The sequence below is a fragment of the Streptomyces sp. NPDC030296 genome, from assembly GCF_055572815.1.
The window spans coordinates 514,058-539,073 of the sequence record NZ_JBVICQ010000005.1 but is presented as its reverse complement, the minus strand read 5'-3'; the positions used below and the strand labels follow the sequence as shown (position 1 = coordinate 539,073).

The 25,016-nt window shown below is 74.0% G+C and carries 18 protein-coding genes and 1 pseudogene; 9 read left to right on the top strand and 10 right to left on the bottom strand.

The features are described from left to right. Window positions 1-108 precede the first annotated feature (108 nt). A complete protein-coding gene (locus tag ACZ4Z3_RS17825; RefSeq protein WP_468501855.1) occupies window positions 109-1,272 on the top strand; it encodes an exonuclease SbcCD subunit D in 1,164 nt (387 codons plus the stop codon). Beyond that, complete coding sequence (locus ACZ4Z3_RS17820; protein ID WP_468501854.1) at window positions 1,269-4,265, top strand: AAA family ATPase; 2,997 nt, start codon at window positions 1,269-1,271, stop codon at window positions 4,263-4,265. The genes ACZ4Z3_RS17825 and ACZ4Z3_RS17820 overlap by 4 nt, the downstream gene beginning before the upstream one ends. 8 nt (window positions 4,266-4,273) lie before the next feature. Here the strand turns inward: ACZ4Z3_RS17820 and ACZ4Z3_RS17815 are convergent, their stop codons facing one another. Continuing rightward, window positions 4,274-4,729 carry an Lrp/AsnC family transcriptional regulator gene (locus tag ACZ4Z3_RS17815; RefSeq protein ID WP_468501853.1) on the bottom strand — a complete coding sequence of 152 codons (456 nt, stop codon included), beginning with the start codon at window positions 4,727-4,729 and terminating at the stop codon, window positions 4,274-4,276. A gap of 159 nt (window positions 4,730-4,888) precedes the next feature. On the opposite strand from ACZ4Z3_RS17815, the gene ACZ4Z3_RS17810 reads away from it, so the two are divergent. Then, window positions 4,889-5,368 carry a rhodanese-like domain-containing protein gene (locus ACZ4Z3_RS17810; RefSeq protein WP_468501852.1) on the top strand — a complete coding sequence of 160 codons (480 nt, stop codon included), beginning with the start codon at window positions 4,889-4,891 and terminating at the stop codon, window positions 5,366-5,368. 80 nt (window positions 5,369-5,448) lie between these two features. Further along, complete coding sequence (locus tag ACZ4Z3_RS17805) at window positions 5,449-5,991, top strand: Imm21 family immunity protein (protein WP_468501851.1); 543 nt, start codon at window positions 5,449-5,451, stop codon at window positions 5,989-5,991. Window positions 5,992-6,173: 182 nt separating this feature from the next. Here ACZ4Z3_RS17805 and ACZ4Z3_RS17800 read toward each other — a convergent pair whose 3' ends face one another. Together ACZ4Z3_RS17800 and ACZ4Z3_RS17795 are read right to left on the bottom strand one after the other, a co-directional pair. Next, window positions 6,174-7,865, bottom strand: a complete 1,692-nt coding sequence (locus ACZ4Z3_RS17800; protein ID WP_468501850.1) for a DUF885 domain-containing protein — start codon at window positions 7,863-7,865, stop codon at window positions 6,174-6,176. A gap of 173 nt (window positions 7,866-8,038) precedes the next feature. Then, the gene (locus ACZ4Z3_RS17795) at window positions 8,039-8,527 is read right to left on the bottom strand and encodes an Lrp/AsnC family transcriptional regulator (RefSeq protein ID WP_055515086.1); all 489 of its coding nucleotides are present in this window, start codon (window positions 8,525-8,527) and stop codon (window positions 8,039-8,041) included. 60 nt (window positions 8,528-8,587) lie between these two features. On the opposite strand from ACZ4Z3_RS17795, the gene ACZ4Z3_RS17790 reads away from it, so the two are divergent. Beyond that, window positions 8,588-9,826, top strand: coding sequence for a trans-sulfuration enzyme family protein (locus ACZ4Z3_RS17790; protein WP_468501849.1), 1,239 nt, complete (start codon window positions 8,588-8,590; stop codon window positions 9,824-9,826). 201 nt (window positions 9,827-10,027) lie between these two features. Here ACZ4Z3_RS17790 and ACZ4Z3_RS17785 read toward each other — a convergent pair whose 3' ends face one another. Further along, on the bottom strand, window positions 10,028-11,056 hold the full coding sequence (locus tag ACZ4Z3_RS17785) for an NAD(P)-dependent alcohol dehydrogenase (protein WP_468501848.1): 1,029 nt from the start codon (window positions 11,054-11,056) through the stop codon (window positions 10,028-10,030). Window positions 11,057-11,183: 127 nt separating this feature from the next. Between ACZ4Z3_RS17785 and ACZ4Z3_RS17780 the strand changes: the two genes are divergently transcribed. Beyond that, complete coding sequence (locus tag ACZ4Z3_RS17780) at window positions 11,184-11,858, top strand: TetR/AcrR family transcriptional regulator (RefSeq protein ID WP_468501847.1); 675 nt, start codon at window positions 11,184-11,186, stop codon at window positions 11,856-11,858. A 69-nt stretch (window positions 11,859-11,927) separates the two neighbouring features. Here ACZ4Z3_RS17780 and ACZ4Z3_RS17775 read toward each other — a convergent pair whose 3' ends face one another. The 5 genes from ACZ4Z3_RS17775 to pdxR form a co-directional block, all read right to left on the bottom strand. Continuing rightward, complete coding sequence (locus ACZ4Z3_RS17775; protein ID WP_468501846.1) at window positions 11,928-13,358, bottom strand: GNAT family N-acetyltransferase; 1,431 nt, start codon at window positions 13,356-13,358, stop codon at window positions 11,928-11,930. Window positions 13,359-13,503: 145 nt separating this feature from the next. After that, complete coding sequence (locus tag ACZ4Z3_RS17770; RefSeq protein WP_468501845.1) at window positions 13,504-16,173, bottom strand: DUF6493 family protein; 2,670 nt, start codon at window positions 16,171-16,173, stop codon at window positions 13,504-13,506. Beyond that, on the bottom strand, window positions 16,170-17,627 hold the full coding sequence (locus tag ACZ4Z3_RS17765) for an SWIM zinc finger family protein (protein WP_468501844.1): 1,458 nt from the start codon (window positions 17,625-17,627) through the stop codon (window positions 16,170-16,172). The genes ACZ4Z3_RS17770 and ACZ4Z3_RS17765 overlap by 4 nt, the downstream gene beginning before the upstream one ends. A 133-nt stretch (window positions 17,628-17,760) precedes the next feature. Beyond that, the gene (locus ACZ4Z3_RS17760; protein WP_468501843.1) at window positions 17,761-19,350 is read right to left on the bottom strand and encodes an alkaline phosphatase D family protein; all 1,590 of its coding nucleotides are present in this window, start codon (window positions 19,348-19,350) and stop codon (window positions 17,761-17,763) included. Between the two features lie 342 nt (window positions 19,351-19,692). Further along, on the bottom strand, window positions 19,693-21,177 hold the full coding sequence (gene pdxR, locus ACZ4Z3_RS17755; protein ID WP_468501842.1) for a MocR-like pyridoxine biosynthesis transcription factor PdxR: 1,485 nt from the start codon (window positions 21,175-21,177) through the stop codon (window positions 19,693-19,695). Here pdxR and ACZ4Z3_RS17750 point away from each other — a divergent pair. Further along, a pseudogene (locus ACZ4Z3_RS17750) lies at window positions 21,168-21,581 on the top strand (EamA family transporter); the annotation flags it as partial. The gene pdxR and the pseudogene ACZ4Z3_RS17750 sit on opposite strands and share 10 nt — an antisense overlap. A 519-nt stretch (window positions 21,582-22,100) precedes the next feature. Here ACZ4Z3_RS17750 and ACZ4Z3_RS17745 read toward each other — a convergent pair. Beyond that, on the bottom strand, window positions 22,101-22,931 hold the full coding sequence (locus tag ACZ4Z3_RS17745; protein ID WP_055538380.1) for an alpha/beta fold hydrolase: 831 nt from the start codon (window positions 22,929-22,931) through the stop codon (window positions 22,101-22,103). Window positions 22,932-23,073: 142 nt separating this feature from the next. Between ACZ4Z3_RS17745 and ACZ4Z3_RS17740 the strand changes: the two genes are divergently transcribed. Next, a complete protein-coding gene (locus ACZ4Z3_RS17740) occupies window positions 23,074-23,961 on the top strand; it encodes an RNA polymerase sigma-70 factor (RefSeq protein ID WP_468501841.1) in 888 nt (295 codons plus the stop codon). Between the two features lie 256 nt (window positions 23,962-24,217). Next, the gene (locus ACZ4Z3_RS17735) at window positions 24,218-24,979 is read left to right on the top strand and encodes a GntR family transcriptional regulator (protein WP_468501840.1); all 762 of its coding nucleotides are present in this window, start codon (window positions 24,218-24,220) and stop codon (window positions 24,977-24,979) included. The last annotated feature ends 37 nt before the right edge of the window (window positions 24,980-25,016 follow it).

The following is a 25,016-nucleotide window of genomic DNA, read 5'->3' as shown; positions in this document are numbered from 1 at the left end:
GACAGGTATTAGCGTGGTCGGTGCGCCCGGCGTGGCAGGGGTCGGTCGCCGCGGGGCCAGGTGGGTCCAGGGAGGGATGAGGGGAAACATGCGGGTCGGAGTGGCGTCTTGAGGATTCTGCACACCTCCGACTGGCATCTCGGTCGGGCGTTCCACCGGGTGAGCATGCTCGGGGCGCAGGCCGAGTTCATCGGCCATCTCGTCACGAACGTGCGGGAGCGCGAGGTGGACGCGGTGGTCGTGTCCGGGGACGTGTACGACCGGGCGGTGCCGCCACTGGCCGCCGTCGAGCTGTACGACGACGCCCTGCACCGCCTCGCCGAGCTCGGCGTCCCCACGGTGATGATCTCCGGGAACCACGACTCGGCGCGTCGACTCGGCGTCGGCGCCGGGCTCATGGGCCGTGCGGGCATCCACCTTCGCACCGACGCCTCCGCGGCCGGAGTCCCGGTGGTCCTCGCCGACGCCCATGGCGACGTCGCCTTCTACGGGCTGCCCTACCTCGAACCCGCGTTGGTCAAGGACGAGTTCGCGGTCGACAGGCCGAACCACGAGGCCGTGCTCGCCGCCGCCATGGACCGCGTCCGCGCCGATCTGGCCACCCGCGCACCGGGCACCCGTTCCGTCGTCCTCGCCCACGCCTTCGTCACCGGTGGCGCGCCCAGCGACAGCGAGCGGGACATCTCCGTCGGCGGGGTCTCGTCCGTGCCCGCCGGGGTCTTCGACGGCGTCGACTACGTCGCCCTGGGCCATCTGCACGGCAGCCAGACCCTCACCGACCGCGTCCGCTACTCGGGCTCCCCGCTGCCGTACTCCTTCTCGGAGGCCGACCACCGCAAGAGCATGTGGCTGATCGACCTCGGCGCCGACGGCTCGATCGACGCCGAACGCGTCGACTGCCCCGTGCCGCGCCGACTCGCCCGCATCCGGGGCCGGTTGGACGAGCTCCTCGACGACCCCGGCCTCGCCCGGCACGAGGACGCGTGGGTCGAGGCCACCCTCACCGACCCGGTGCGGCCCGCCGAACCCATGGCCCGGCTCTGCGCGCGCTTCCCGCACACCCTCAGCCTCGTCTTCGACCCGGAACGCGCCCCCGACGACCCGGACGTCTCCTACGCCCGGCGCCTCGCGGGCCGTGACGACCAGCAGATCGCGGAGGACTTCGTGGCCCATGTGCGCGGCACCGGCCCCGACAGCCAGGAACAGGCCGTGCTCCGGGACGCCTTCGACGCCGTACGGGCCGACGAGACCTTCCGGGAGACCGCCCGATGAGACTGCACCGGCTCGACATCACCGCCTTCGGCCCCTTCGGCGGCACCCAGTCCGTCGACTTCGACGACCTGTCGGCCGCCGGCCTCTTCCTGCTGCACGGCCCGACCGGCGCCGGCAAGACGTCCGTCCTGGACGCCGTCTGCTACGCCCTGTACGGCTCGGTGCCCGGCGCCCGCCAGAACGGCCAGGGCATGACCCTGCGCAGCGACCACGCGGACCCCGCGACACGCACCGAGGTCCGCCTCGAACTGACCGTCGCGGGACGCCGGTTGGAACTCACCCGGCAGCCGCCCTGGGAGCGGCCCAAGAAGGGCAAGCGGCAGGGAACGACGGTCGACAAGGCGCAGAGCTGGCTGCGGGAGTACGACGCCGCCGCGGGCGCCTGGAAGGACCTCAGCCGGTCCCACCAGGAGATCGGCGAGGAGGTCACCCAGGTCCTGGGGATGAGCCGGGAGCAGTTCTGCCAGGTGGTGCTGTTGCCGCAGGGGGACTTCGCCCGGTTCCTGCGGGCCGACGCCGAGGCCCGTGGCCGGCTGCTCGGCCGGCTGTTCGACACCCAGCGTTTCGCCGCCGTCGAGAAGCGCCTCGCAGACCGGCGCCGGGCCACCGAGGCACAGGTGCGCGAGGGCGACGCCGACCTGCTCGCCGACGCCCACCGCATGCAGCAGGCCGCCGGAGGCGACCTCGTCCCGCCCCCGCTCGCACCGGGCGATCCGGGACTCGCCGAAGCCCTCCTCGGCTGGGCCGCCGTCGCCCGCAGCACCGCACGGGAGCAGCTCACCATCGCCCACTGCGCGCGGGCCGCGGCCGAGTCCGCGCATACGGCCGCCGAGCGCGACCTGGACGACGTACGGGAAGTGGCCCGGCTCCAGCGGCGGTTCGCCGAGGCGCGGGAGCGGGCCCGGAAGCTCGAGGAGCGGGCCGACGCCCACCGGGCGGACCGCGAACGCATGGAACGAGGCCGCAAGGCCGAGGCCGTGGAACCGGCGCTCGACCTGCGGGACGAGGCCGAGACCGCGCACCGCAGGGCGAGCGCGGACGAGGCACGCGCGCGTGCCGCCCTGCCCGCGGAGCACGCCGACGCCGGCGCCGCCGGGCTCGCGGCCGCCGCCCGGAAGGCGTCGGAGGAGCTGGGCGGCCTGGCGTCGGCCCGCCGCGCCGAGCGGAAGCTGACCGACCTGCTCGCCGAGCGCGCCGAACTCGACAGCGAGGAGCGCGCCGACGAGGACGTCCTCCAGGACGCCGAGAGCTGGCTGGCCGACTGGGACACCGCACGGGCCGGGCTGCAGGCCCGCGTCGAGGCCGCCCAGGAGGCCGCCACCCGGGCCGAGCAACTCGCCGTGCAGCGCGAGCCCGCCGAGAGGCGGCTGCGAGCCGCCCGCGAACGGGACCGGCTCGACCGGGACATCGACGAGGTCCGGGCGGACGTCGTCCGGCTCGCGGAGCGGGCCGGGGACGCGCGCACCCACTGGCTGGACCTCAGGGAACAGCGCCTGAACGGCATCGCCGCCGAACTGGCCGCCGAACTGGTCGACGGCCGGCCGTGCGCCGTCTGCGGCGGTACCGACCACCCCGCGCCCGCCCGCAAGGACGCCGGGCACGTCGACCGCGAGGCGGAGGAAGGGGCGCTCACCGCGTTCCAGCGGGCCGACGAGGAGCGCGCCCAGGCGGAACGGCGCCTCGGGGACCTGCGGCGGGCGCTCGCCGCCGCGAGCGCGGAGGCCGGTGACACACCGACCGACCGACTCGCCGCACTGGCCGAGGAGGTGGAACGGGACTACGCGCAGGCCCGGCGCGGCGCCTCGGACCTGCACCCCGCGCAGGAGGCACTGCTCCACGCCGAACGGGAGCGCGACCGGCGGGCCGCCGCACGACAGGAGGCGGCGGTCCGGGCCGCCACCCGCAACACCCGGCGGGACACCCTGGAGCGGGAACGGGCCGCGCTGGAGGAGGAGTTGACGCAGGCCAGGGGCGAGGCCCGGAGCGTGGCCGAGCGGGCGGAGCAACTGGAGCTCCGGGCCGCCCGGCTCACCGAGGCCGCCGAGGCCGTGCGCGCCGCCGACGACACCGCGCAGCGGCTCAAGGACGCCGACGCACGCCTCGCCGACGCCGCCTTCCGCGCCGGGTTCGACACACCGCGGGCGGCCGCCGCGGCGCTCCTCGACGCCGCGGCCCACCGGGACCTGCAACGGCGTCTCGACGACTGGCAGGCGGAGGAGGCGGCGGTACGGGCCGTGCTCGCCGAGCCCGAGACGGCCGCCGCGGCCCAGCGGCCGTCCGCCGACGTCGCCGGCGCCGAGCGGGCCGCCGAGGCCGCCGCCCGGCGCCTCCAGCGGACGGTGTCCGCCTGGGACGAGGCCGAGCGGCGCAGCGCCGCGCTCGACCGGCTCTCCGCGCGGGCCGCCGCCTCCGTACGGCGACTGGCACCGCTGCGGGAGGAGTACGACCGTGTCGCCCGCATGGCGGGACTCGCCGCGGGCACCGCAGCGGACAACGAGCGCAAGATGCGGCTGGAGGCGTACGTCCTGGCCGCCCGTCTCGAACAGGTCGCCGCCGCCGCGACCGTACGGCTCCAGCGGATGTCCTCCGGCCGCTACACCCTCGTCCACTCCGACGACCGCTCCGGGCGCGGGCGCAGCGGACTCGGCCTGCACGTCGTCGACGCGTGGACCGGCCGGGAGCGGGACACGGCCACGCTCTCCGGCGGTGAGACGTTCTTCGCGTCCCTCGCGCTCGCGCTCGGCCTCGCCGATGTCGTCACCGACGAGGCCGGCGGTGTCCGCCTCGACACCCTCTTCATCGACGAGGGGTTCGGCAGCCTCGACGACCAGACCCTCGACGAGGTCCTCGACGTCCTCGACGCGCTCCGCGAGCGGGACCGCAGCGTCGGCATCGTCAGCCATGTGGGGGACCTGAGGCGGCGGATCCACGCCCAGCTGGAGGTCGTGAAGGACCGGTCGGGGTCGGTCGTACGGCAGCGCGCGACAGCCTGATCACGGCGTCAGTGGCCGAGAGGGCGCCGGGGGAGCGGTGAGGAGTACACGACGCTGGTCGTGACGGAGCCCAGCGAACCGATCTTCCCCGACACCTCCTCCAGGTGGCGCATCGAACGGGCGGTGACCTTGATCACGAAACAGTCGTCGCCCGTGACGTGGTGCGCCTCCAGGATCTCGGGGGTGACGGCCACCAGGTCGTGGAACGGCTTGTAGTTGCCGTTGGGGTACCGGAGGCGCACGAACGCCAGGATCGGCAGGCCCAGCCGCTCCGGTTCCACCACGGCCGCGTACCCCTGGATGACGCCCGCCTCCTCCAGCCGCCGCACCCGTTCGGTGACGGCGCTCGCCGACATCGACACGGCACGCGCCAGATCGGCGAAGCTCGCCCGCCCGTCACGCTGGAGGACTTCGAGGATGCGCCAGTCGGTGGCGTCCGGGACGTACGGGGAATTCACGGTCATGAGGGAGAGATTGCAGGGGATTCCCCGGCCGGGCAAGGACCGGACCGTGGAATGCCCCTTCAGGAAGATGATCACCGGCCGTAGGTTTCTGGTCAGCGGGGCCGGAAGGCGGCCCCGTCGAGGAGTCGGCCGCAGCGCCGGGCAGAGAGAGGCCCCGAGATGACCACCACGACCGCCGTGAACCCCGTCCTGAGGGTCGCCCCCGCCGCCCCGGCCGAGGTCGCCGCCTACTTCCGGGCCAGCCTCGTCTTCCACGCCGACGTCTCCGACGTGGCCGCCGCGCTCGCCGCCGACGGCGACCCCGGCTTCGTCGTCCTCGACTCCCGGTCCACCGCGTCCTGGGACCAGGGGCACATCCCCGGCGCGGTCCACCTGCCCACCGCTCTCATCCCCGAGCAGGCCGAGCAGCTCCTCGACAGGTCCGTGCCCGTCGTCACCTACTGCTGGGGCCCCGGCTGCAACGGCGCGACCCGGGCCGCCCTCGCCCTCGCCGAACTCGGCTTCCAGGTCAAGGAGATGCTCGGCGGATTCGAGTACTGGGCCCGCGAGGGCTTCCCGTACGAGACCTGGGAGGGCACCGAGCGGCGCGCGGCGGACCCGCTGACCGCGCCGGTGGACGCCGAGGACTGCGGCTGCTGAGCGCTTCACTACTGACACTCTGTCAAGAAGCGTTCCCACCCCGTGAGTTGAGCGAGCAGGTGAACGTGTAACTTCTGGGCATGGCTCGGTATGCGGATTCGGTGGTTCCAGGTGTGGTGCGGTGGGTGGAGTCGGCTGTCGGCCCGCTCATAGCCGTGCCGGAAGCGGTCCTGCCGTTCTGGGCGGGCGCCGACGGCGACGAGACGTCCTCCGACCACGACCGCGCCTGCGAGGTCGCCGGCCACGCCGGGCTGCTGCCCGTCGGCGACACCCGCGCTCTGGTACTGGGCGGTGAACCGGCCGCCACCGCGTACCTCCCCGAGCACCGCCTCTTCGTCCGCCGGTACGCGACCGGCGCCGAGGCGCGGCTCCTCGCCGAGGCTCGGTTCCTGGCCGAGGTGCCCGCCGCCCTGGACGACGCCGTGTGGGAGCCCGCGCTGGAGTGGCGCGTGCCGGGACCGCTCGTCCTCTTCGACGCGGCCCGCCCCGGGCGCGCCGCCACGGCGACCGACCATGTGCGGGTCGAGTCGGCGCCCGGACGGTACGGGGTCAGCGCCGGGTACGTCCCGACGGGGCCGTGGGCGGGGCTCCGTCTGGTGCGGGTCGGACCGTCGGCAGGCTGATTCGGGTCGGTCGGCAGTGGGCGGTCGGCGGCCGGGGGCGGAGGTCGGGTCGGTCAGCGGTGGGTGGTCGGGAGGCGGGGCCGGAGGTCGGGGTGAGCGGCCGGGGTCGGAGATCGGGGTCGGAGATCGGGGGTGGGCGGCCGGGCCCGGTGGTGCGGTCGGGTGGGCCCGGCGCGCTCGGGTCACAGCTGGGAGAGTTCGTCCACCAGGTCGTCCAGGCCCAGGGAGCCCTGGGAGAGGGCGGCCATGTGCCAGGCCTTGGCGTCGAACGCGGCGCCGCGCCGCTGCCGGGCCTTCTCGCGGCCGAGCAGCCAGGCCCGCTCGCCGAGCTTGTAGCCGATGGCCTGCCCGGGGATGGTCAGATAGCGGGTCAGCTCGCTCTCCACGAAGTCCGCAGGGCGGCTGCTGTGGGAGCCGAAGAACTCCTCGGCCAGCTCGGGGGTCCAGCGCTCGCCCGGGTGGAAGGGGGAGTCCGCCGGGATCTCCAGCTCCAGGTGCATACCGATGTCCACGATGACTCGGGCCGCGCGCATCATCTGCGCGTCGAGATAACCGAGCCGCTCCTCCGCGTCCTTGAGGAAGCCCAGCTCGTCCATGAGCCGCTCCGCGTACAGCGCCCAGCCCTCGGCGTTGGCGCTGACCCCGCCGATGGTCGCCTGGTAGCGGGAGAGGTCGTCCTTGACGTACACCCATTGCGCGAGCTGGAGGTGATGGCCGGGGACGCCCTCGTGGTACCAGGTGGACACCAGGTCGTACACCGGGAAGCGGGTAGCCCCCATCGTCGGCAGCCAGGTGCGGCCCGGACGGGAGAAGTCCTCGCTCGGCGCCGAGTAGTAGGGGGCGGCGGCACCGCCGGGCGGGGCGATGCACGACTCGACCTTCTTCACCGGCTCGGCCAGGTCGAAGTGGGTGCCGTCGAGCGCCTCGATCGCCCCGTCCATCAGGGACTGGAGCCACTCGCGGACCTCGTCGACGCCTTCGATGTGCCGGCCGTGCTCGTCCAGGTGCGCCAGCGCCACCCAGGGCGTCGCGGCGCCCGGAAGGATCTTCTCCGCCTCCTGCCTCATCTCGCCGAGCAGCCGGTGGAACTCCGACCAGCCGTACGCGTACGCCTCGTCGAGGTCGAGGTCCGCCCCCGTGAAGTAGCGGGCCAGCCGGGCGTACCGCTCGCGGCCCACCGTGTCCGGGGCGCCCTCGATCGCCGGCGCGTACACGTCGCGCATCCAGTCGCGCAGCTCCACCACGGCCCGCGTCGCCCCACGGGCCGCCTCGTCCAGCTCGGCGCGCAGGGACTCCGGCCCCTCCGCCGCGAAGTCCTCGAACCAGCCGCGCCCCGCGCCGTCCGTGTCCGCCCACTCGGTGAGCTGCCCGATGAACGTCGCGGTCGGCCGCGGAGCCGCGAACAGCTTGCGGTCCAGGCCGAGAGCGAGCGACTCGCGGTATCCGGCGTACGCCGTCGGCACCGCGCGCAGCCGCTCCGCGATCGCCGCCCAGTCCTCCTCGGTCTCCGCCGGGGTGATGGTGAAGACCTCGCGCACCTCGTGCGGGGGCGTCGCCATGTTGCCGACCGCGCGCAGATGCTCGTCGGCCTCGTGAACGGCCAGTTCGGCGGTGAGGCGCTCGCGCAGCAGGCGCGCGCACCGGCGTTCGATGTCGCTGTCCGCGCCGGGTCGCCTCTCCGCCTCGTCGAGCCGGGCCAGCGTCGTCCGGATCAGCTCCGCACGGGCCTCCAGACCGGCGGGTGAAGTGTCCGGCAGCCTGCTCGAACTCTCCTTCACACCGAGGTAGGTACCGGTCAGCGGGTCGAGGGCGATCAGGTCGTCGACGTACGCGTCGGCGACCTCGCGGGGCAGGGGGCTCTTGGTGTCAGACATGCGGACAATCTTGGTACGACGACCGGTCTCCGTCAGCTGCTTGACCGGGCGTTGAGCCTTACGGCGGCCGGATTCCGCTCAGGGCGCAGCACCCCGTACCGCTCAGGGCCGCAGCGCCCGTACCGGTCAGGGCCGCAGCGCCCGTGCCGCCCAGGGCGCAATACCCGTGCCGCTCAGGCGGGCCGTTCCGCGTCCGGCGGGAGCAGCGGCCCGCACTCCCACTGCTGGAAGATCAACCTGGTCTCCACGCGCGCCACTTCGCGCTGCGACGTGAACTCGTCGAGGACCAGCCGCTGCAGATCCGCCATGTCCGCGACGGCGACATGCACCAGATAGTCGTCCGGTCCGGTGAGGTGGTACACGGTCCGCGACTCCGGCAGCGCCCGGATCCGCTCCACGAACGGCCCCACCAGCTCCCGCCGGTGCGGCCTGACCTGAACCGACAACAGCGCCTCCAGCCCCCGCCCGAGCTTGGCCGGATCGAGCCGCAGCTGATGACCGAGGATCACTCCGGAGCGGCGCAGCCGGGTCACCCGGTCCAGACACGTCGACGGCGCGACCCCCACCTGGGCGGCGAGATCGCGGTAGGTCGCCCGTGCGTCGTTCTGCAACAGGCGCAGAAGGTGGAGGTCCACCGGATCCAGTACGACAGATTCGGCCATAGCCCGAACGTAACACGGAGACCTATCCGTACGGCCCGTCCGATGTTCACCCTGACGCCCATGAACTCAGCGAGCACGCACGCGTACGACCCCGCACGCACCACGCCGAGAGCGCTGGACACCGAGGCCGTGCACGCCGGCCGCGACGATCTCGCGCGCCAGGGCCTGCACGCCGCGCCCATCGACCTGTCCACGACCTACCCCTCGTACGACAGCCGCGGTGAGGCCGCCCGCATCGACACCTTCGCCGTCGACGGCGCCGAACCCGAGGGCACCCCGATCTACGGACGGCTCGGCAACCCGACCGTCGCCCGCTTCGAGACCGCCCTCGCCCGCCTGGAGGGCACCGAGAGCGCCGTCGCCTTCGCCAGCGGCATGGCCGCGCTGAGCGCCGTGCTCCTCGCCCGCGCCTCCATGGGCCTGCGCCATGTCGTCGCCGTACGGCCCCTGTACGGCTGCAGCGACCATCTCCTCACCGCCGGGCTGCTCGGCTCCGAGGTCACCTGGGTCGACCCGGCCGGCGTCGCGGACGCGCTGCGGCCCGACACCGGTGTGGTGCTGGTCGAGTCCCCGGCCAACCCGACCCTCGCCGAACTCGATCTGCGGGCCCTCGCCCACTCCTGCGGCTCGGTCCCGCTCCTCGCTGACAACACCTTCGCGACGCCGGTCCTCCAGCGGCCCGTCGAGCAGGGGGCCCGGCTCGTCCTGCACAGCGCCACCAAGTACCTCGGTGGTCACGGGGACGTCATGGCCGGGGTCGTGGCCTGCGACGAGGAGTTCGCCGGGCGGCTGCGGCAGATCCGCTTCGCGACCGGCGGTGTCCTCCACCCGCTCGCCGGTTACCTCCTCCTGCGCGGCCTCGCGACCCTCCCCGTGCGGGTCCGGGCGGCTTCCGCGACCGCCGCGGAACTGGTCCGCCGCCTCGACGCCGACCCGCGTGTGGCCCGGGTCCACTACCCCCGCGTCGGCGGCGCGATGATCGCCTTCGAGGTCCACGGCGACCCCCACGACGTCATCGCGGGCGTCCGGCTGATCACCCCCGCCGTCAGCCTCGGCAGCGTGGACAGCCTGATCCAGCACCCGGCCTCCATCAGCCACCGCATCGTGGACGAGACCGACCGCCGGGGCGCCGGGGTGAGCGACCGGCTCCTGCGGATGTCTGTGGGCCTGGAGGACGTGGACGACCTGTGGGCGGACCTGGACGGGGCGCTGGGCCCCACGGCCGACGCCACCACCACGGGGGTCGACGTCGCCGCCGACCGGCCTGTGGCGAGCGTGGGGTCGGCGTCCGGCCACTGAGCGGCCGTCGAGACCGGGGCCGGACCGCCGCGGCCCACCGGGCTCTGCGCTGAGAGCTCCGGGGCGTGCGACTCTGACCGGCGCCGCGCTGCTCCGGGGCCTCGGCTCTGGTTGTGTCGCGCTACTCCGGGGCCGTGGCTCTGTGCTTCCGGTGCGCCCGGGGCCCGCGGGCTCCGGGCCCCGCGTCCGGGCCCGAGGGTCTCACTCCGCGGGGACGCTGAGCGCGAGTTTGCCCGTGACGCCGCCGTCGAGGAGGCGCCGGACGGCCGCGGCGGCCTCCGCGAGCGGGTACACGCGGTCCACGACGGGGCCGAGTGTGCCCGCCTCGATGAGCGCGGTCAGGTCCCGCAGCCCGTCGGCGTGCTCGGAGGCGATGAACGTGCCCAGGTGCCGGCCGGAGAATGGCGACAGCAGCTGGGCACGGAGCTGTCGGTCGGTGCCGCCGAGCCAGCGGCCGTCCGTCTCCCCGCCGGTGATCACCAGCCGCCCGCGCGGCGTGAGGGCGCGGCACAGATCCCGCAGGGTGCTGTTGCCCGCGATGTCGATGATGGCGTCGTACCGCCGCGGGCCGGCCAGGAAGTCCTGACGGGTGTGGTCGATCACCTCGTCGACGCCCAGTGCCCGCACGGCCTCGACCTTGGCCGTGCGCGCGACGGCCGTGACCCGCGCCCCGAAGGCATGGGCGAGCTGGACGGCGAAGGTGCCTACCCCACCGGACGCTCCGGTGATCAGAACCTCCTGGCCCCGCTGAAGCCGCGCCCTGTCGCGAACCGCTTGGAGCGCGGTGAGCGCGCTGACGGGTACCGTCGCCGCCTCCTCGAAGGTCAGCCCGGCCGGCTTGGGGGCGATCCTGTCGGGCCGGGCGACGGCGTACTCGGCGAACGCGGCCGCCGCCGTGCCGTACACCTCGTCGCCGGGCGCGAACCCGGTCACGTCCGGGGCGACCGCCTCGACGACACCGGCGATGTTGCGGCCGGGGTTGGGGAGCTTCGGCCCGCGTAGCCCGCTCACGGGCCGGACCGCGTACGGCAGACCGGCCATCAGGTGCCAGGTGCCGCGGTCCACGCTGGAGGCGCGCACCCGCACCCGTACCTGCCCCGGCCCGACCGCCGGCCGGGCGAGCCGCGCCATGCGCAGGACGGCTTCCGGCTCGGCGCCGTAGCGCTCCTGCACGACCGCGGCCATCATCCCGGTCTCCCCGGCTCGCGCTGCCTCGCTGGTGCTCCGCATCGTCGTCTCCCGCTTCGGGTGCCCCGCTGGACTTACGCCGTAAGTGCAGCACTTACGCCGTAAGTAGAGCACTTACGCCGTAAGCTCGTCAACGCCCGGAGACCGTGAGAGGAAGTGACCGTCCCCCGTGACGCGACGTACCGCCCCGCAGCCGCCCCGCGAGACGCTCACCCGGCAGCGGGTGCTGCGCGCCGCCGTCGAACTCGCCGACAGCGGCGGCCTGGAGACGCTCAGCATGCGCAGGCTCGGTGAGGCCGTGGGCGTCGAGGCGATGTCCCTGTACAACCACGTGGCCAACAAGGAGGACCTGCTCGACGGCATGGTCGACCTGGTCTTCGGCGAGGTCGACCTGCCCTCCCCGGACGACGAGTGGCGGCCGGCGATGCGGCAGCGGGCGGCCTCGATGCGCCAGGTGCTGTCCCGGCACCGCTGGGCGATCGGGCTGATGGCGTCGCGGGCAGCACCGGGGCCCGCCACTCTGCGGCATCACGACGCCGTGCTCGGCTGTCTGCGCCGGGGCGGCTTCTCCCTCAGCCTCACCGCGCACGCCGTATCGGTTCTCGACGGCTACATCTACGGGTTCGCCCTCCAGGAGAAGGCCCTGCCCTTCGAGACCCCGGAGCAGACCGCCGACGTGGCGGAGGCCATCATGAGCGGCTTCGGGGACGGCGAGTATCCGTACCTGACCGAGATCGCGACAGAGCACGTCATGCGGCCCGGGTACGCCTACGGCGACGAGTTCGACTTCGGGCTGGACCTCATCCTCGACGGTCTCCAGCAGGCGGCGGACGGGACCCGGTGACAGCGAAGCGCGGGAGCCTGTCACCGGCTCCCGCGCTGTTTGTCGTGGCCCTTCTGTGGTCGGGGCAGGTCACCGCCCCTTGCGGAGCCCCTCCGCGCCCTCGGCCCGGTGCGCCGCCGCCACAGCGTCCAGGCGGGCCGTGATCACCAGCGTCCCTTCCTCGACCTGGTAGTCGAGCGGCAGACCCAACGCCCGCATCGCCGCGACCATCCCCGTGTTGGACGACTGCGTCACCACGTATACGTTCGCGCAGCCGGCGTCGCCCGCCATGGCCACCAGCCTGCGGAGCAACTCGCTGCCGATACCGCGTCGCTGCCACTCGTCCTCGACGAGCAGCGCGATCTCCGTCTCGTCGCCGTCCCAGAGCAGATGGCCCAGTCCGACGAGGCGCCCCGAGGTGGTCTGCGCGGCGAGCGTCCGCCCGAAACGGGGGCTCAGCAGATGCTTGAGGTAACGGTCCGCGTCGCCGACCGGCCCGTGGTAGCGCATGCTCAGCGTCCGCGCCGAGCACCGCTCGTGCATGGCCTTCGCCGCGCGCAGATCGCCCCCGTCGGCACGGCGCACCATGATGTCGTTGCCCTCGGGCAGCGTCAGCACGTCCTGGCTGCGCGGGATCCGCGGCCCGAGCCGCGTGTCCAGCTCCACCAGGGCCCGCGCCCGAGCGAACTCCGTGGGCGTGAACGGCAGATACGGCCGCTCCACCGTGATCGTCCCGCCCTCCGGCGCCCGCAGCCGCATCACCGTGCCCTCCAGGGCCCCCTCGACCGGCGCGCCCTCCTGGACCCGGCCCGAGCCGGGAGCGGTGGCGGGCAGCGAACGGATGGTGCAGCGGCCGAGCAACTGCCGCAGCGCCAGCGGGAGCTCCGCGGCGTCCAGCGCCGTACGCGTCGCCAGGCCGAGCACCCGCGTCGGCGCGTCCACCAGGTCATGGGCGTCGCCGCGCTCGATCCAGGTCTCGCTGCCGCCCGCGTCGGACACCGACCGGCTGATCTCCGTGGCGGACAGCTCCTCGGGTGCCCGCAGCAGGAACTCGTCCACGGTTCCCTCGGCCAGCGGGTGCGTCTGCAGGCTCAGGATGTCGACCCGGTGGCCCGCCAGCGCCGTGCACAGCGCCGCTAGCGACCCCGGTTCGTCCTTCACGGTCGTCCGCATCCGCCACAGCACGGTCGCCCCGGCCATGGCCTCGGCGCCCGCCACACCTTCCTCGCCCGCTCCGGCCGGCCCGGCCTGCCGCTCCGCGGGGAGCGGCGGCCGGGCGCCGGTATCGCTCGTGGGCGGCGCGTGACCGTGGCGTCGTGTCCACCACGCGTGGAACCCGACAGCGGCCGGCAGAACGGCCGCCGTGAACGCCAACAGCACCGCACCGCCCGTGCCCTGCGCGGCGGGGCCCGCCACCGCGTCGGCCACGGCCGCCGCCGCGAGGAGCGCGGCGAGACCGACCACGGCCCGCCGCCAGTGGCGCACCGGGCGACCGTTCCTCGCCCGGGTCACATCAGACATGTCTGGAGTCATGTGGCCACTGTGAGGGAAGGGTGTTGCGTGATCACGAACGCCTTGTGACCGGCCGGTAAAGGCATCGTTCCGTCCCTTTTGTTGCAGGTTGGACGACCGATGAGCGGGCAGCCGGACTGCTGGTGGACCGGGATCAGACCGCCAGCGCCGCGCGCAGCCGCCGTGCTTCGGTGACCAGCCGGGACGAGCCCCTCCGGTCCGCCGCCAGATCGAGGTGGGGCAGCTCCCCGCGCGCCCCGGACCGCTCCACGCTTTCGGCGGCGACGGCCACCAGCTCGCCGAGCCCCCGAACCGGCATGGTGGCCTTGGCCCGGCCCTTGCCGCCGTCCTCGCCTTCACCGTCGGAGAGTTCGGCGAGCAGGTGCGGCAGGGCCGCTCGCAGGACCGCCCAGGCCGTGCCGTACGCGCCGGTGGAGGCGGCCGTGCGTATCGCCTCGGCGATCCGCAGCGGCTTCAGACAGCCGGTCACGGCGAGTCGACCGAGGTCGGCGCCGGCCTGCTCGACGTCGAGCTGCCCCCGGGCCGCCAGCACCAGCAGCGCGTCCACGGCGGCGAGCCGGTCCTCCGGGCGCTTGGCGCCCAGCCCGTACACCACGCACAGCCGCACGGCGTCGCCCGTCTCGCCCTCCGCCTCGGCGAGCGTCGGCAGGAACGAGAATCCGGTCCCCGTGTCCTCGATGACCCCCTGCGAAATGTCCCGCAGCACGCGTGCCGCCACCAGCTCCGGGCGTCCGGGCACGACCGCGAGCCAGTGCCGCCACTCGGAGTCGTCCCAGTGGGAGCAGTACCAGTGGCTCTGGTACTCGGACAGCGGGCGCCCCAGCCGGTGCACCTGCGGCGGGAAGGACTCGCCCTGCAACTCCGGGAGCTCCCCGAACTCCACCAGGATCCTCGGCCCTTCCGTACGGCTGCTCCGCACGGGCCGGGAGGGCACGTCGGTCACCAGCCACTCCGCCAGCCGGTCGCCCTCCGGTGTGCCCAGCTCCCGGGCGGCCACCGCGGCGGCCTCCGACGCGGCCGTGTCGGCGCGCCGCACCCGCAGCAGCGCCTGCGCGAAGTCCGCCCGACCGGGCCGGGCCCCTAGCCGTCGACAGGAGTCGAGTCTCGCCACCAGCTCCCCGGGCTCCAGCGACCCCGTGCTCCAGGTGGGCGTGGCCAGCAGGAACGGCGGCGGCTCGGTGCGGACGCGATAAGCGACCTCCCACAGCCGGGCGTCGCGGATCCCGGCGAGGCCGCTGTGCACACACCCTCCGGACGTGGGCGCGTGCGAGCGCGCCTCGTGCAGGACGGAGACGCGGACCCGCTCGAACAGCGACGCCAGGACGATCTCCAGGTCGTGCGGCGAGTCCCGGAAGTACCGGTCGACGTACGCCGGCTCCATCTCCGCCCACCAACGCCCCGCCGCCACCGGACCCAGCGCCTCCACGAGTGCCTCGCGATCCCGGTGGGCGTGGCGTACGAGCCCGTCCAGCGTCCGCTCGAAGGCGCTGATGTCGCCGTCCGAGGCCAGCAGCGCGTTGACCTCCTCGGCGAGTTCGGCGACCGTCTCCGGAGCCGGCGCGAGGCGCGTGGGCTCGGGCACGGCAGGGAGCAGCTCCTCGTACACCTCCGGGGACTTCCCGGCCGGGGAGACACCGAAGACGTCCTGGGCGCGGGCCCGCAGGCCGTGGCTGAGATCGGGGACCGCGCCGGTGATCTCCTCGCGCGCGGCTCCCTCCTCGTCGGGGACGTCGCCGATGTGCCGCTCGACGAGCTTCAGCGCACGCTCCTGCACCTCCGTGTCCTCGTGTCCGAACGCCTGAGCGACCACGGGGAGGAGAGCGCCCGCCGTGGACGGGTCCTGCCTGAGGACCTTGCCGAGCAGGATCAGCTGGGAGCGGACCAGCTTCCGCTCGGGGCGGAAGAGCACGGCGCCGGACATCTCGATGAGCCGGTGTGACCCCAGTGCGCCGTCCAGGGCGAAGTCGGCGAGGACGGACTGGGCGTGCCCGGCGACCGAGGAGGGGGCGTCCGCGCACAGGGACATCCAGTCCGCGATCCGCTCGCACCGCTCGTCACGGGTGAGGTCGAGCGAGGTCAGCAGGCCGAGGAACACCTTGTTGTCGGCCGTGGAGCCGCCGCCGCGCAGCAGCCGGGACACACAGCCGTCGATGAGGATCTTGCGGTCGAGGAGGCCCTCCTCGGCGAGCTGGGTGAGGGCGTAGGTCCAGTTGTTCAGTCCTTCGCCGTACCGCCAGTCGCTGCGGGCGCCGATCTCCGAGATGTCGAACAGCGCGGTGACGAGCTCCGCGAGATGCGGGTCCTTGCGCAGGTTGCCGATGACGGTGCCCGCCTTCCAGCGCGCCCGGCCGATGTGCTCCATCCAGCCCCGTACATAGGTCTCGGACGTCGGCGCCGCACAGCCCGCGAGCCGCACCAGACCGGACATCAGCTCGTACGGCACCTGCGCGGTCAGCGGGCGCTCCGCCAGCCGGTGCACCAGGTCGTCGAGCCAGCGCGGCTCACGGTCGCCGAGCACATCGATCAGGACCGGCGTCGGCGCCTGCCGCCAGCGCATGTCGGCCCCCGCGATCCAGTCGGCCACCGCCGCCGCGCCCGTCTGGCAGGCCGCTCCGGCCGCGTGCAGCGCCGGATACGCACGCTGCAGGGGCGAACCCCACGGCTCGGACCGCAGCTTCTTGCGCAGCTCCTTCAACTCTGGCATGCAGGACCGTCGTTCGGCGTCCGTCATGCCGTCCGCCAGGGTGACCACGTCACCCACGTTTCCCGCCCGTACCGCGTTGACCAGCGTCGTCGCCGTCATCGCGCACCCCCGTCGATGCTCGTCCCGCTCGGTTCCCTGTCGGTCGTCGTGCTGTCCGGCTCCCCCGGGGCCGGTGTCCCGCCCGTCCCCGCGTCCGCGCCCCGGCGGACCATCCGCACCGCCAGCGCGTGCTTGCAAGGACCCCTGCCGCCGCGGTACTTCGCCCACCACAGGCAGGAACAGCTCAGTGTGCCCCCGTCGTCGCGGACCCGGTGGACATGGCCGTCCTCGGCGGTCACCGTGCCGAGCGAGCCGTCCAGGGAGACCGCCCCGGCGGCCACCAGGCCGCGGGCGGAGCGCAGCCGCGGATTGTGCCGCTCGACGCGCTCGGCGTCGTAGGGGAGTTCCCGGTGGAAGTAGGCGGCCTCCGCCGTGTCGTAGCCGACGCGTCCCGAGGTCCCCAGCCGGGTCAGCGCCGCCCGTACCCGCTCGGCGGTGAGGCCGGAGGACGCGGCCAGGTCGCCGACGTCGATGCGGGGCTCCCAGGCGAGGAGGACCGAGATCAGCTCCGCGTCCTCGGCGGCCTCGTCGGTGGCGAGGGCCTCCAGCACACCGCCCTCGCCGGAGAAGCCGCGCGATGCCTCCGGGGACAGCGTGAGGGTGAGGCGCATACCGGGCAGCTCGACCTCCCACGCGCTCGCCAGGGCCGCGGCCCCGGCGGCCGGCGGGCCGTAGACGCGCAGCGCGGTCGCGTGGCGCAGGACCCGCTGGAGGGCCACCAGCCGCTCCGGGCCGGGCAGACAGACCGCGCCCTGCACCGGCCGGGTCGTCGGGCGCAGGACCCGGCCCGAGGGCACGACCCACTGGACGCCCCGCGACGCGCCCCGCGCACCACCGCGCGGCAGCGACCGCAGGAACCGTACGGCCTCGGCGGCGGGCAGCTCGGCCCGCAGATCGAAACCGGCGGCGATCACCTGCGCCTCGGCGAAACCGCGCAGCCAGCGGTCCGGCAACGGCACCTTCTTCTCCACCACCGGGCCGTCCAGCGTGGTCACCGCCAACGCGTCCGGGCCGACCCGCAGATGCAGCGGATCGTCGGAGCCGACGCGGGACAGCGCCTCGCGCAGCGGGTTGTTGACGTCGACGTTGGTCGTGCCGTGGCCGACCTCACCCCCGTCGAGGCCCGGCTCCAGGACGTCGAGCCGGGCGTACACCCCGCCGCAGCCGGAGAACGACTCGAAGCGCAGCCGGTCCCCGTTGCCCGTCACGACCGGGTCCAGGGAGGCCCGCAGCTGCTGCTGGTAGTAGCGCGCCGCCGCCACGTCGGCGACCGCCAGCAGGGCTGCCGCGGCCACCTGAGGAGAGGTCAGGAAGCCGGTGAAGAACCGCGGATGGTCCTGGAACCCCGTGGGGGTCGCACCCCGGGAGGTCTCCAGTCCCAGCCGGTGTCCGCCCGCCGCGGACTCCAGCACGGAGGGTCGGGTATAGGCCACGGCCTGCAAAGATCGCGTCATGGGAAAACCGTAGGAGCGACCACTGACAACGGGTGATGACCTGGGAAAACGCGGCGGACGGCCCGGTGTTGCCGAGCCGTCCGCCACATGACTGGGGCCAGGTTCGCCGGCCCCGCGCTTCAGGCCGTGCGGGTCACTGTCCCACCAGCCCCGGCTGGAGCGTCTTGGTGTAGAGCACGGTGCCGTCCTGCTCGCGCAGACGCACCGTCAACTCCCCGCTGTGGCCGTCGATGTCGACCTCGCCGAAGAACTGGTAGCCACCCGCGGGCGACACGTTCGCCGTCGTCGGCGCCTTGAGGAAGACCCGCTCGGGACCGAACGTGTCGTCGAGAGCGTTCGCCGGGAAGGCACCGGCGTTGAGCGGCCCGGAGACGAACTCCCAGAAGGGCTCGAAGTCGGTGAACGCGGCCCGCGACGGCTGGTAGTGCTGCGCCGAGGTGTAGTGCACGTCGGCCGTCAGCCACACCGTCCCGGTGATCTTCCGGTGCTTGATGAACCGCAGCAGTTCGGCGATCTGCAGCTCACGTCCGAGCGGCGCGCCCGGGTCGCCCTGGGCCACCGCCTCGATGTTCGGCTTCCCGTCGCCGGTGTCCGGCACGACCAGGCCGAGCGGCATGTCGGAGGCGATCACCTTCCACACGGCACGGGAGCGCGACAGTTCCCGCTTCAGCCACCGCAACTGCTCGGCGCCGAGGATGCCCACCGGGTCGGTGGTCTGCTTGCCGGGCGAGTTGGCGTCGCGGTACGTCCGCATGTCCAGGACGAACACGTCGAGGAGCGGGCCGTGGCGCATCACCCGGTGCACCCGGCCCTCGCGGGAGCCCGGCCGCAGCGTGGAGATGGGGAAGTACTCGCTGAAGGCGCGCCGCGCCCGGGACGCGAGCACGTCCACGCTCTTCTCCGTGTAGCGGGCGTCGGTGAGGATCTCTCCCGGGTACCAGTTGTTGGTGACCTCGTGGTCGTCCCACTGCACGATCGACGGCACCTGCGCGTTGAACCGCTTCAGGTTCTCGTCCAGCAGGTTGTAGCGGAAGTTGCCGCGGAACTCCGCCAGCGTCTCCGCCACCTTGGCCTTCTCCTCGGTGGTGATGTTCCGCCAGGTCCCGCCGTCGGGCAGGGACGCCGTCGCGGCGATCGGGCCGTCCGCGTAGATCGTGTCCCCGCTGAACAGGAAGAAGTCGGGGTCGAGCCGTCCCATCGCGTCGAAGACGCGGTAGCCGCCGCGGTCCGGGTTGATGCCCCAGCCCTGCCCGGCCAGGTCGCCCGACCACAGGAACCGCACACCGGAGCGCCGCTTCACCGGCGTCGTCCGGAACGTGCCGGTCACCGGCTCGCCGGTGCGGCGCGGGTCGTCCGGGTCGGCGAGGAGCACCCGGTAGTGGATCTGCTCACCGGCCGGCAGGCCGCGCAGCCGGGTCGTCCCGGTGAAGTCGGTGCCCGCGCCGAGCAGCGGGCCGTGCCACCGGCGCGGGTTGCGGAACGACTCGGTGGCGGACGTCTCCACGATCATGCGCGCCGGCCGGTCCGAGCGCACCCACACGAGACCGGAGTGCGCGCTCACGTCTCCGGTCTGCACACCCCAACCGGCCCGCGGGCGCCCCGACAGGGCGAACGCCGGAGCCGCCGCGAGCGAGCCGGGCAGGGCCAGGGCCGCCGACGCGGCCAGGGAACCGCGCAGCACACTGCGGCGGCCGGGCAGGGAGATCGGCGGACGGTGTGACATGAATGAGCCTCCTGGGACGGATTCGGCCAATGCGCAGTGCCACAAGTACTGGTGCGCCGAGGCGCACGCGGAAACGACAAGTGAACAACTGACCGGGGTGCGGGGGAAGCACGCCACGACGCCCGAGCGGGGTGTGTCGCACGGGTCCGGGAGGGTGGGATGTGTCGCGCGGGCCCGAGCCGGGCGGGTCGCGCGGGGTGGTGGTGCGCGGGACTGGGAGGGGTGCTGGTGCGCGGGCCCGAGCCAGGCGGGCGCGCGAGGTGATGGCGCGGGCCTGAGAAGGATGTGGCGCGCCGGCCCCGAGAGGGGCGTGGCGCGCCCGGCCCTGTCAGGTAGCCGGGATCACGGGCGGCCGTCCTGTCGGGCCGCCTCCGCCATCAGCCGTACCCCCTCCCGGATCCGCGCCGGGGACAGGTGCGCGTACCCGAGGACCAGCCGAGGCAGGTCGTCCGGCACGCGCCCGTACCACCCCAGCTCCCGCACCGCGACCCCCGCCGCCGTGACCCGCTCCACGAAGCGGTCGCACGGTCCGTACCGCTCGGGCAGCGTGGCGATCACATGGAGCCCGGCGGCGATCCCGGACACGCGCGTACCGGGCAGGTGCTCGGTGAGGGCAGCCACCAGGGTGTCCCGGCGTTCACGGTAGGCCCGCTGGCAGCGGCGCAGTTGCCGGTCGTGGTCGCCGCGCTCCACGAACCGGGCGAACAGGGCCTGGTCGAGGGTGGGATGGCCGAGATCCATGGTCCGCTTGCGCTCGACGACCTCCTCGGCCAGGGACGCCGGTACGAGGAGCCAGCCGAGCCGCAGTCCCGGCGCGAGCGACTTGCTGACGGAACCCGTGTACGCGACCCGCTCCGGGTCCAGTCCCTGGAGGGCGCCCACGGGGGCGCGGTCGTAGCGGAAGTCGCCGTCGTAGTCGTCCTCGACGATCAGACCGTCGACCGACCGCGCCCAGTCGAGCAGTTCGGTCCGGCGCCGCGCCGAGTAGGCGATGCCCGAGGGGAACTGGTGGGACGGCGTCGTCACCACCGCCCGCACACCCGAGTCGCGCAGCGGCCCCATGGCCAGACCCGCCCCGTCCAGCGGCAGCGGCACGGTGCCGATCCCGGCGGCGGCGTACAGGGACGCGTGCTCCGGGCTGCCGGGGTCCTCGACGCCCAGGGCGTGCTCCCCGCGCGCGTGGAGCACGAGCCCGAGCAGGGTCATCGCCTGGGCGACCCCGGAGACCACGACCAGCCGCTCCGGGTCGGCGACCACGCCCCGGCGCCGGGCGAGCAGTTCGGCGAGCGCGGTGCGCAGCCGGGGCAGGCCGCGCGCGTCCGGATAGCCGAGAGCGTCGTGGGGGAGTTCCGCGAGCACCCCGCGCTGCGCGGCGGCCCAGGCGGCGCGCGGAAAGAGCGACAGGTCGGGTGTGCCGGGGACGAAGTCGGCACGGGCGCCGGGGGAGCGTGGGGCGAGATCACGCGCGCGTGGCGGTCCCCCGCGGACCGCCGCCCCCACCCAGGTCCCCGCGCCCCGACCGCTGCGCAGATACCCCTCCGCCGCCAACTGCTCGTACGCCTCGGTCACCAGCCCGCGCGACACCCCCAGATCGGCGGCGAGGTCCCGGCTCGACGGCAGCCGGGTGCCCCGCGCCAACCGCCCCGTACGGATCGCCTCCCGCAGCGCGGTCTGCAACGTACGTCCACGCGCGCGTGCCGGAGCGGAGGCGACCGGCAGCAGCAACTCCCAGGCGGCGGCCCAGGGCGCGGACCCCTCGCCGTCCACGGGCGAGACGTCCGGCGGAGGATGGGCCCCCGACGGCGAATTGGTCCCCGATGACGTCATGGAAGTGGACCTTAAACCGGTCCGCCCGCGTCCCTAGCGTCACCGTCATGAACGCCACCACGGCTCGCGGAGCCCTGCTCGCCGCCCTCGCCTGCGTCCTCGTCGGCGGCTCCTTCACCGCCAACAGCGTCCTCGGCGACTACCCGTACGCCGGCGGCCAGTTCCTCCGCTACGGGCTCGCCTTCCTGCTGCTGCTCCCGCTGCTCGGCCGCGGCGGCACGGCACCGCTGCGCCGCCTCACCACCCGGCAGTGGCTGCGGCTGGCGCTGCTCGCGGCGGTCGGCATGGTCGGCTTCAACCTCGCCGTGCTCGCCGCCGAGCGCACGGCGGAACCGGCCGTGCCCGGCGTGTTCGTGGGCTGCGCCCCCGTCGTCGTGGCCGTCTGGGTCCCCCTGTCGGAGGGGCGGCGCCCCCGACGGACCGTGCTGTACGGGGCGTCGCTGGTCGCGGCGGGCGCGTTCACCGTCCAGGGCTGGGGCCGCACGGACGGCGCCGGGATCGCCTTCTCCGTCTGCGCGCTGGCGGGCGAGGTCGGCTTCGCGGTGCTGGCCGTGCCCGTGCTGCGGCTCCTCGGCCCGCGGCTGCTGTCGGCGACCGTGTGCGGTGTCGCCGCGGTCGAGTCGGCCGCCGTCGGGCTGAGCGTCGACGGCGGTGCCTGGCTGCGCCGCCCGGACGGCACGGAGGCCGCCGCGCTCGTGTGGCAGGCGGCGGTCGTCACCGTCATCGGGTTCGTGTGCTGGTACATGGGCATGCAGCGCATCGGCGCCGAACGCGCCACCCTCTTCTCCGGCCTGATCCCGGTGGCCGCCGCCTGCACCGCGCCCCTCGTCGGCACCGGCTCCTACGGCGCCGCCCAGGCGGCGGGCAGCGCCCTGGTGGGCGCAGGGGTCGCCCTGGGCTCCGGGCTGGCCGCGCGCCGCGGCTCAGCGGCTGCCGTCGAGGATGACGCGGGCCACCAGCGCCGGGTCGTCGTTCATCGGGCAGTGGCCGCAGCCGGGCAGCCGCACCAGCCGCGCGCCGGGGATGACCCGCTTGGCGCGGACGCCCTGCCGGGGGACGAGCAGCCAGTCCCGCGTGCCCCAGGCCACGGTGACCGGCAGCTCCGGGATGTCGTCGGTGAACAGGACGCTGCCGCCCGCCCGGAGGGTCGCGTCGAACCCGGTGGCCCCGGCCAGCGCGAGCGTCTCCGCGACCACGGCCTCGGGTGAACGGCGGCTCGGGCGGGCGTAGATGGTGCTCGTCAGGGCGGCCCGGCCGGCCGCCGAACGCGACAGGCGCTGGACCAGCGGCAGCGGCATCCGCCGGGAGAGGTGCCGCATCGTGAGCAGGATGCCGAAGGCGTAGCGCCGCTCGGCCTCGTTCCAGAACCCGGCGGGCGACAGCGCCGTGACCGACCGTACGAGCTTCTCCCGGCCCAGCTCCAGGGCGAGCAGACCGCCGAGGGAGTTGCCCGCGACATGGGGGCGGTCGAGCTCCAGGGTCTCGCAGAAGGCGCGGAACACGGCGGTGGTCGTGGGCAGGTCGTAGGCCAGGCCGTCCGGGAGGCCGGGGGACGCGCCGAAGCCGGGCAGGTCCACGCTGATGACCTCGCGCTCGGCCGCCAGCAGGTGCACCACCGGGTCCCAGGCCTGCCGGTGGTGGCCGATTCCGTGCAGCAGGAGCAGCGGTTCGCCGGTGCCCTCGCGCGCGTAGGAGACCGTCACGGACCGCGGGCCGAGCGGGGAGGGGACCTGGAAGGAGACCGTGGCGGACATGGTGCAGCTCCTCGTCTGTGAGGGTGGGGCGCGCCGTCGGACGGCATTCGTAGACAGCTTGTCAGCAACCGCTACCGACGGGTAGTCCTCGTGGGTAACAAACGCCCTGGACACCGGCCCGCGCGTCGGATGGGATGGGACGGTGACCACTGACACCGCGACCGACGTCTTCGAAGAGCACCGTCCCGTCCTCATGGGAGTCGCCTACCGCATGCTCGGCAGGGTCGCCGACGCCGAGGACGTGGTCCAGGAGGCCTGGCTGCGCTGGACCGGCGCCGACCGGTCCGACGTACGCGAACCCCGCGGCTACCTGGTCCGCGTGACGACCCGCCTCGCCATCGACCGGCTCCGTCAGGTGCAGTCGCGCAACGAGGCCTACCCCGGTCCGTGGCTGCCCGAGCCGTACGTCACCGACTACGAGGCCACCGTCCCGGACACCGCGGAACGCGCCGTGCTCACCGACACCGTCTCCCTCGCCGTCCTCGTCGTCCTGGAGTCCCTCTCGCCCCTGGAACGCGCGGTGTTCGTGCTCCGGGAGGCCTTCGGCTACCCCTACGCCGAGATCGCCGGCATGCTCGACCGCACCGAGCCCGCCGTGCGCCAACTCGCCGGACGGGCCCGCCGGCACGTCGACGAGCGGCGCCCGCGCTACGAGGTCGACCCGGCCGAACGCCGGGAGCTCACCGAACGGTTCCTCGCCGCGGCGGCCGGCGGCGACCTCGACGGGCTCATGGCGCTGCTCGCCCCGGACGTCCGCCTCGTCGCCGACAGCGGTGGCCTCGCCAAGGCCCCGGTGCGGATCATCGAGTCCGCCGACAAGGTGGGGCGCTTCCTGCACGGCGTGTCCGGCCAGGGCGTCGGGGACGCCTCGTTCCGCTTCATGGAGATCAACGGCGGCTTCGCGCTGGTCGTCCTCGCCGCAGGCAAGCCCGACGCCGTGTTCCAGCTCGACGTCGCCGACGGACGAATTCAGCGCATCCACATCGTCCGCAACCCGGAGAAGCTGCTCGCCCTGCCGCTCGACCAGTAGCCCGTGGGCCGTCGGGCACCCGCCCGACGACCGCCGTACGACCCGTCAGGTGATCGGTCGTACGGCGGTTCGGCATGCCCTCATGAAGGCTCCGTGAACGCTGTGCCACGCCCCGCGCGACGGATGCCCGAGGCTTCGAGGATTGGTCTTGACCAAGGGTGGGGGCGGGCCTATGGTCGCAGGAAAGTGCAACAACCTTTAATAAACAAGGGCGCCAAAAACGCCGCCGGGACACGGCGAAGCAGCGGAGGACAGGGTGGGGACCCAGCAGCTCGAATCGGTGCCGGAACCGAAGTACTGGCACCTGAAGACCGTGCTCAGTGAGGCATTGGACTCCGAGTTCTCGGTGGGTGAGGTCCTGCCCAACGAGCGCGACCTGGCGGCCCGCTTCGGCGTCGCCCGGGCCACGCTCCGCCAGGCACTGGAACAGCTCGAACTGGAAGGCCGGCTCCAGCGCCGGCGCGGCGTCGGCACGACGGTGGCCCCGCCGCGCGTGGGCGTCTCCGTCGGCGGCGAGCAGCACGCCTGGCCGGGCACGGCCGGGGACGGCTGGCAGGCCGTGGACTGCGCGGAGGCGGCGCCGCCCACCGCGGTGGCCGAGATCCTGGACACCGTCCACGGCGAGCAGGTCCATGTCGTACGCCGCTCCCGCGTCTCCCACGGCCAGCCCGTGGCCGCCGAGCTGCTCTACATCCCGGCGGCCTCGGTGCCCGCCCTCTCCGCCATAGACGCGCCCTCCGGCGCCGCACGCGCGCGTGCGGTGCTGCGCGAGTTGCAGCGGCTGGAACTGGAGGGCCAGGACCGCTCGGTGGAGCTGGGCTCCGCGCGCGCGGAGGACGCGAAGGAGCTGGACCGGCTGCCGGGGGCGCCCGTCCTCGTCGTCACGACCCGCTTCTTCGCCGAGGGACGCGCCGCCGCGGTCTCCCTGGCCACCTACCGTGCCGACACCTGCCGCCTGACCTTCGGCGCCTCGGGCGACGTCGAGATCCACCACGGCCCGGAACGCCGCGCGTCCTGAGGACACCGGCTCCACGAGCCGCACCCGCCGTGCCCCG

What these genes read in the sequence shown, in the direction of transcription:
- ACZ4Z3_RS17820 (WP_468501854.1), top strand. Translation starts at nt 1,269, where the DNA reads ATGAGACTGCACCGGCTCGACATCACCGCCTTCGGCCCCTTCGGCGGC.
- ACZ4Z3_RS17815 (WP_468501853.1), bottom strand. Translation starts at nt 4,729, where the DNA reads ATGACCGTGAATTCCCCGTACGTCCCGGACGCCACCGACTGGCGCATC.
- ACZ4Z3_RS17810 (WP_468501852.1), top strand. Translation starts at nt 4,889, where the DNA reads ATGACCACCACGACCGCCGTGAACCCCGTCCTGAGGGTCGCCCCCGCC.
- ACZ4Z3_RS17805 (WP_468501851.1), top strand. Translation starts at nt 5,449, where the DNA reads ATGGCTCGGTATGCGGATTCGGTGGTTCCAGGTGTGGTGCGGTGGGTG.
- ACZ4Z3_RS17800 (WP_468501850.1), bottom strand. Translation starts at nt 7,865, where the DNA reads ATGTCTGACACCAAGAGCCCCCTGCCCCGCGAGGTCGCCGACGCGTAC.
- ACZ4Z3_RS17795 (WP_055515086.1), bottom strand. Translation starts at nt 8,527, where the DNA reads ATGGCCGAATCTGTCGTACTGGATCCGGTGGACCTCCACCTTCTGCGC.
- ACZ4Z3_RS17790 (WP_468501849.1), top strand. Translation starts at nt 8,588, where the DNA reads ATGAACTCAGCGAGCACGCACGCGTACGACCCCGCACGCACCACGCCG.
- ACZ4Z3_RS17785 (WP_468501848.1), bottom strand. Translation starts at nt 11,056, where the DNA reads ATGCGGAGCACCAGCGAGGCAGCGCGAGCCGGGGAGACCGGGATGATG.
- ACZ4Z3_RS17775 (WP_468501846.1), bottom strand. Translation starts at nt 13,358, where the DNA reads ATGTCTGATGTGACCCGGGCGAGGAACGGTCGCCCGGTGCGCCACTGG.
- ACZ4Z3_RS17770 (WP_468501845.1), bottom strand. Translation starts at nt 16,173, where the DNA reads ATGACGGCGACGACGCTGGTCAACGCGGTACGGGCGGGAAACGTGGGT.
- ACZ4Z3_RS17765 (WP_468501844.1), bottom strand. Translation starts at nt 17,627, where the DNA reads ATGACGCGATCTTTGCAGGCCGTGGCCTATACCCGACCCTCCGTGCTG.
- ACZ4Z3_RS17760 (WP_468501843.1), bottom strand. Translation starts at nt 19,350, where the DNA reads ATGTCACACCGTCCGCCGATCTCCCTGCCCGGCCGCCGCAGTGTGCTG.
- pdxR (WP_468501842.1), bottom strand. Translation starts at nt 21,177, where the DNA reads ATGACGTCATCGGGGACCAATTCGCCGTCGGGGGCCCATCCTCCGCCG.
- ACZ4Z3_RS17745 (WP_055538380.1), bottom strand. Translation starts at nt 22,931, where the DNA reads ATGTCCGCCACGGTCTCCTTCCAGGTCCCCTCCCCGCTCGGCCCGCGG.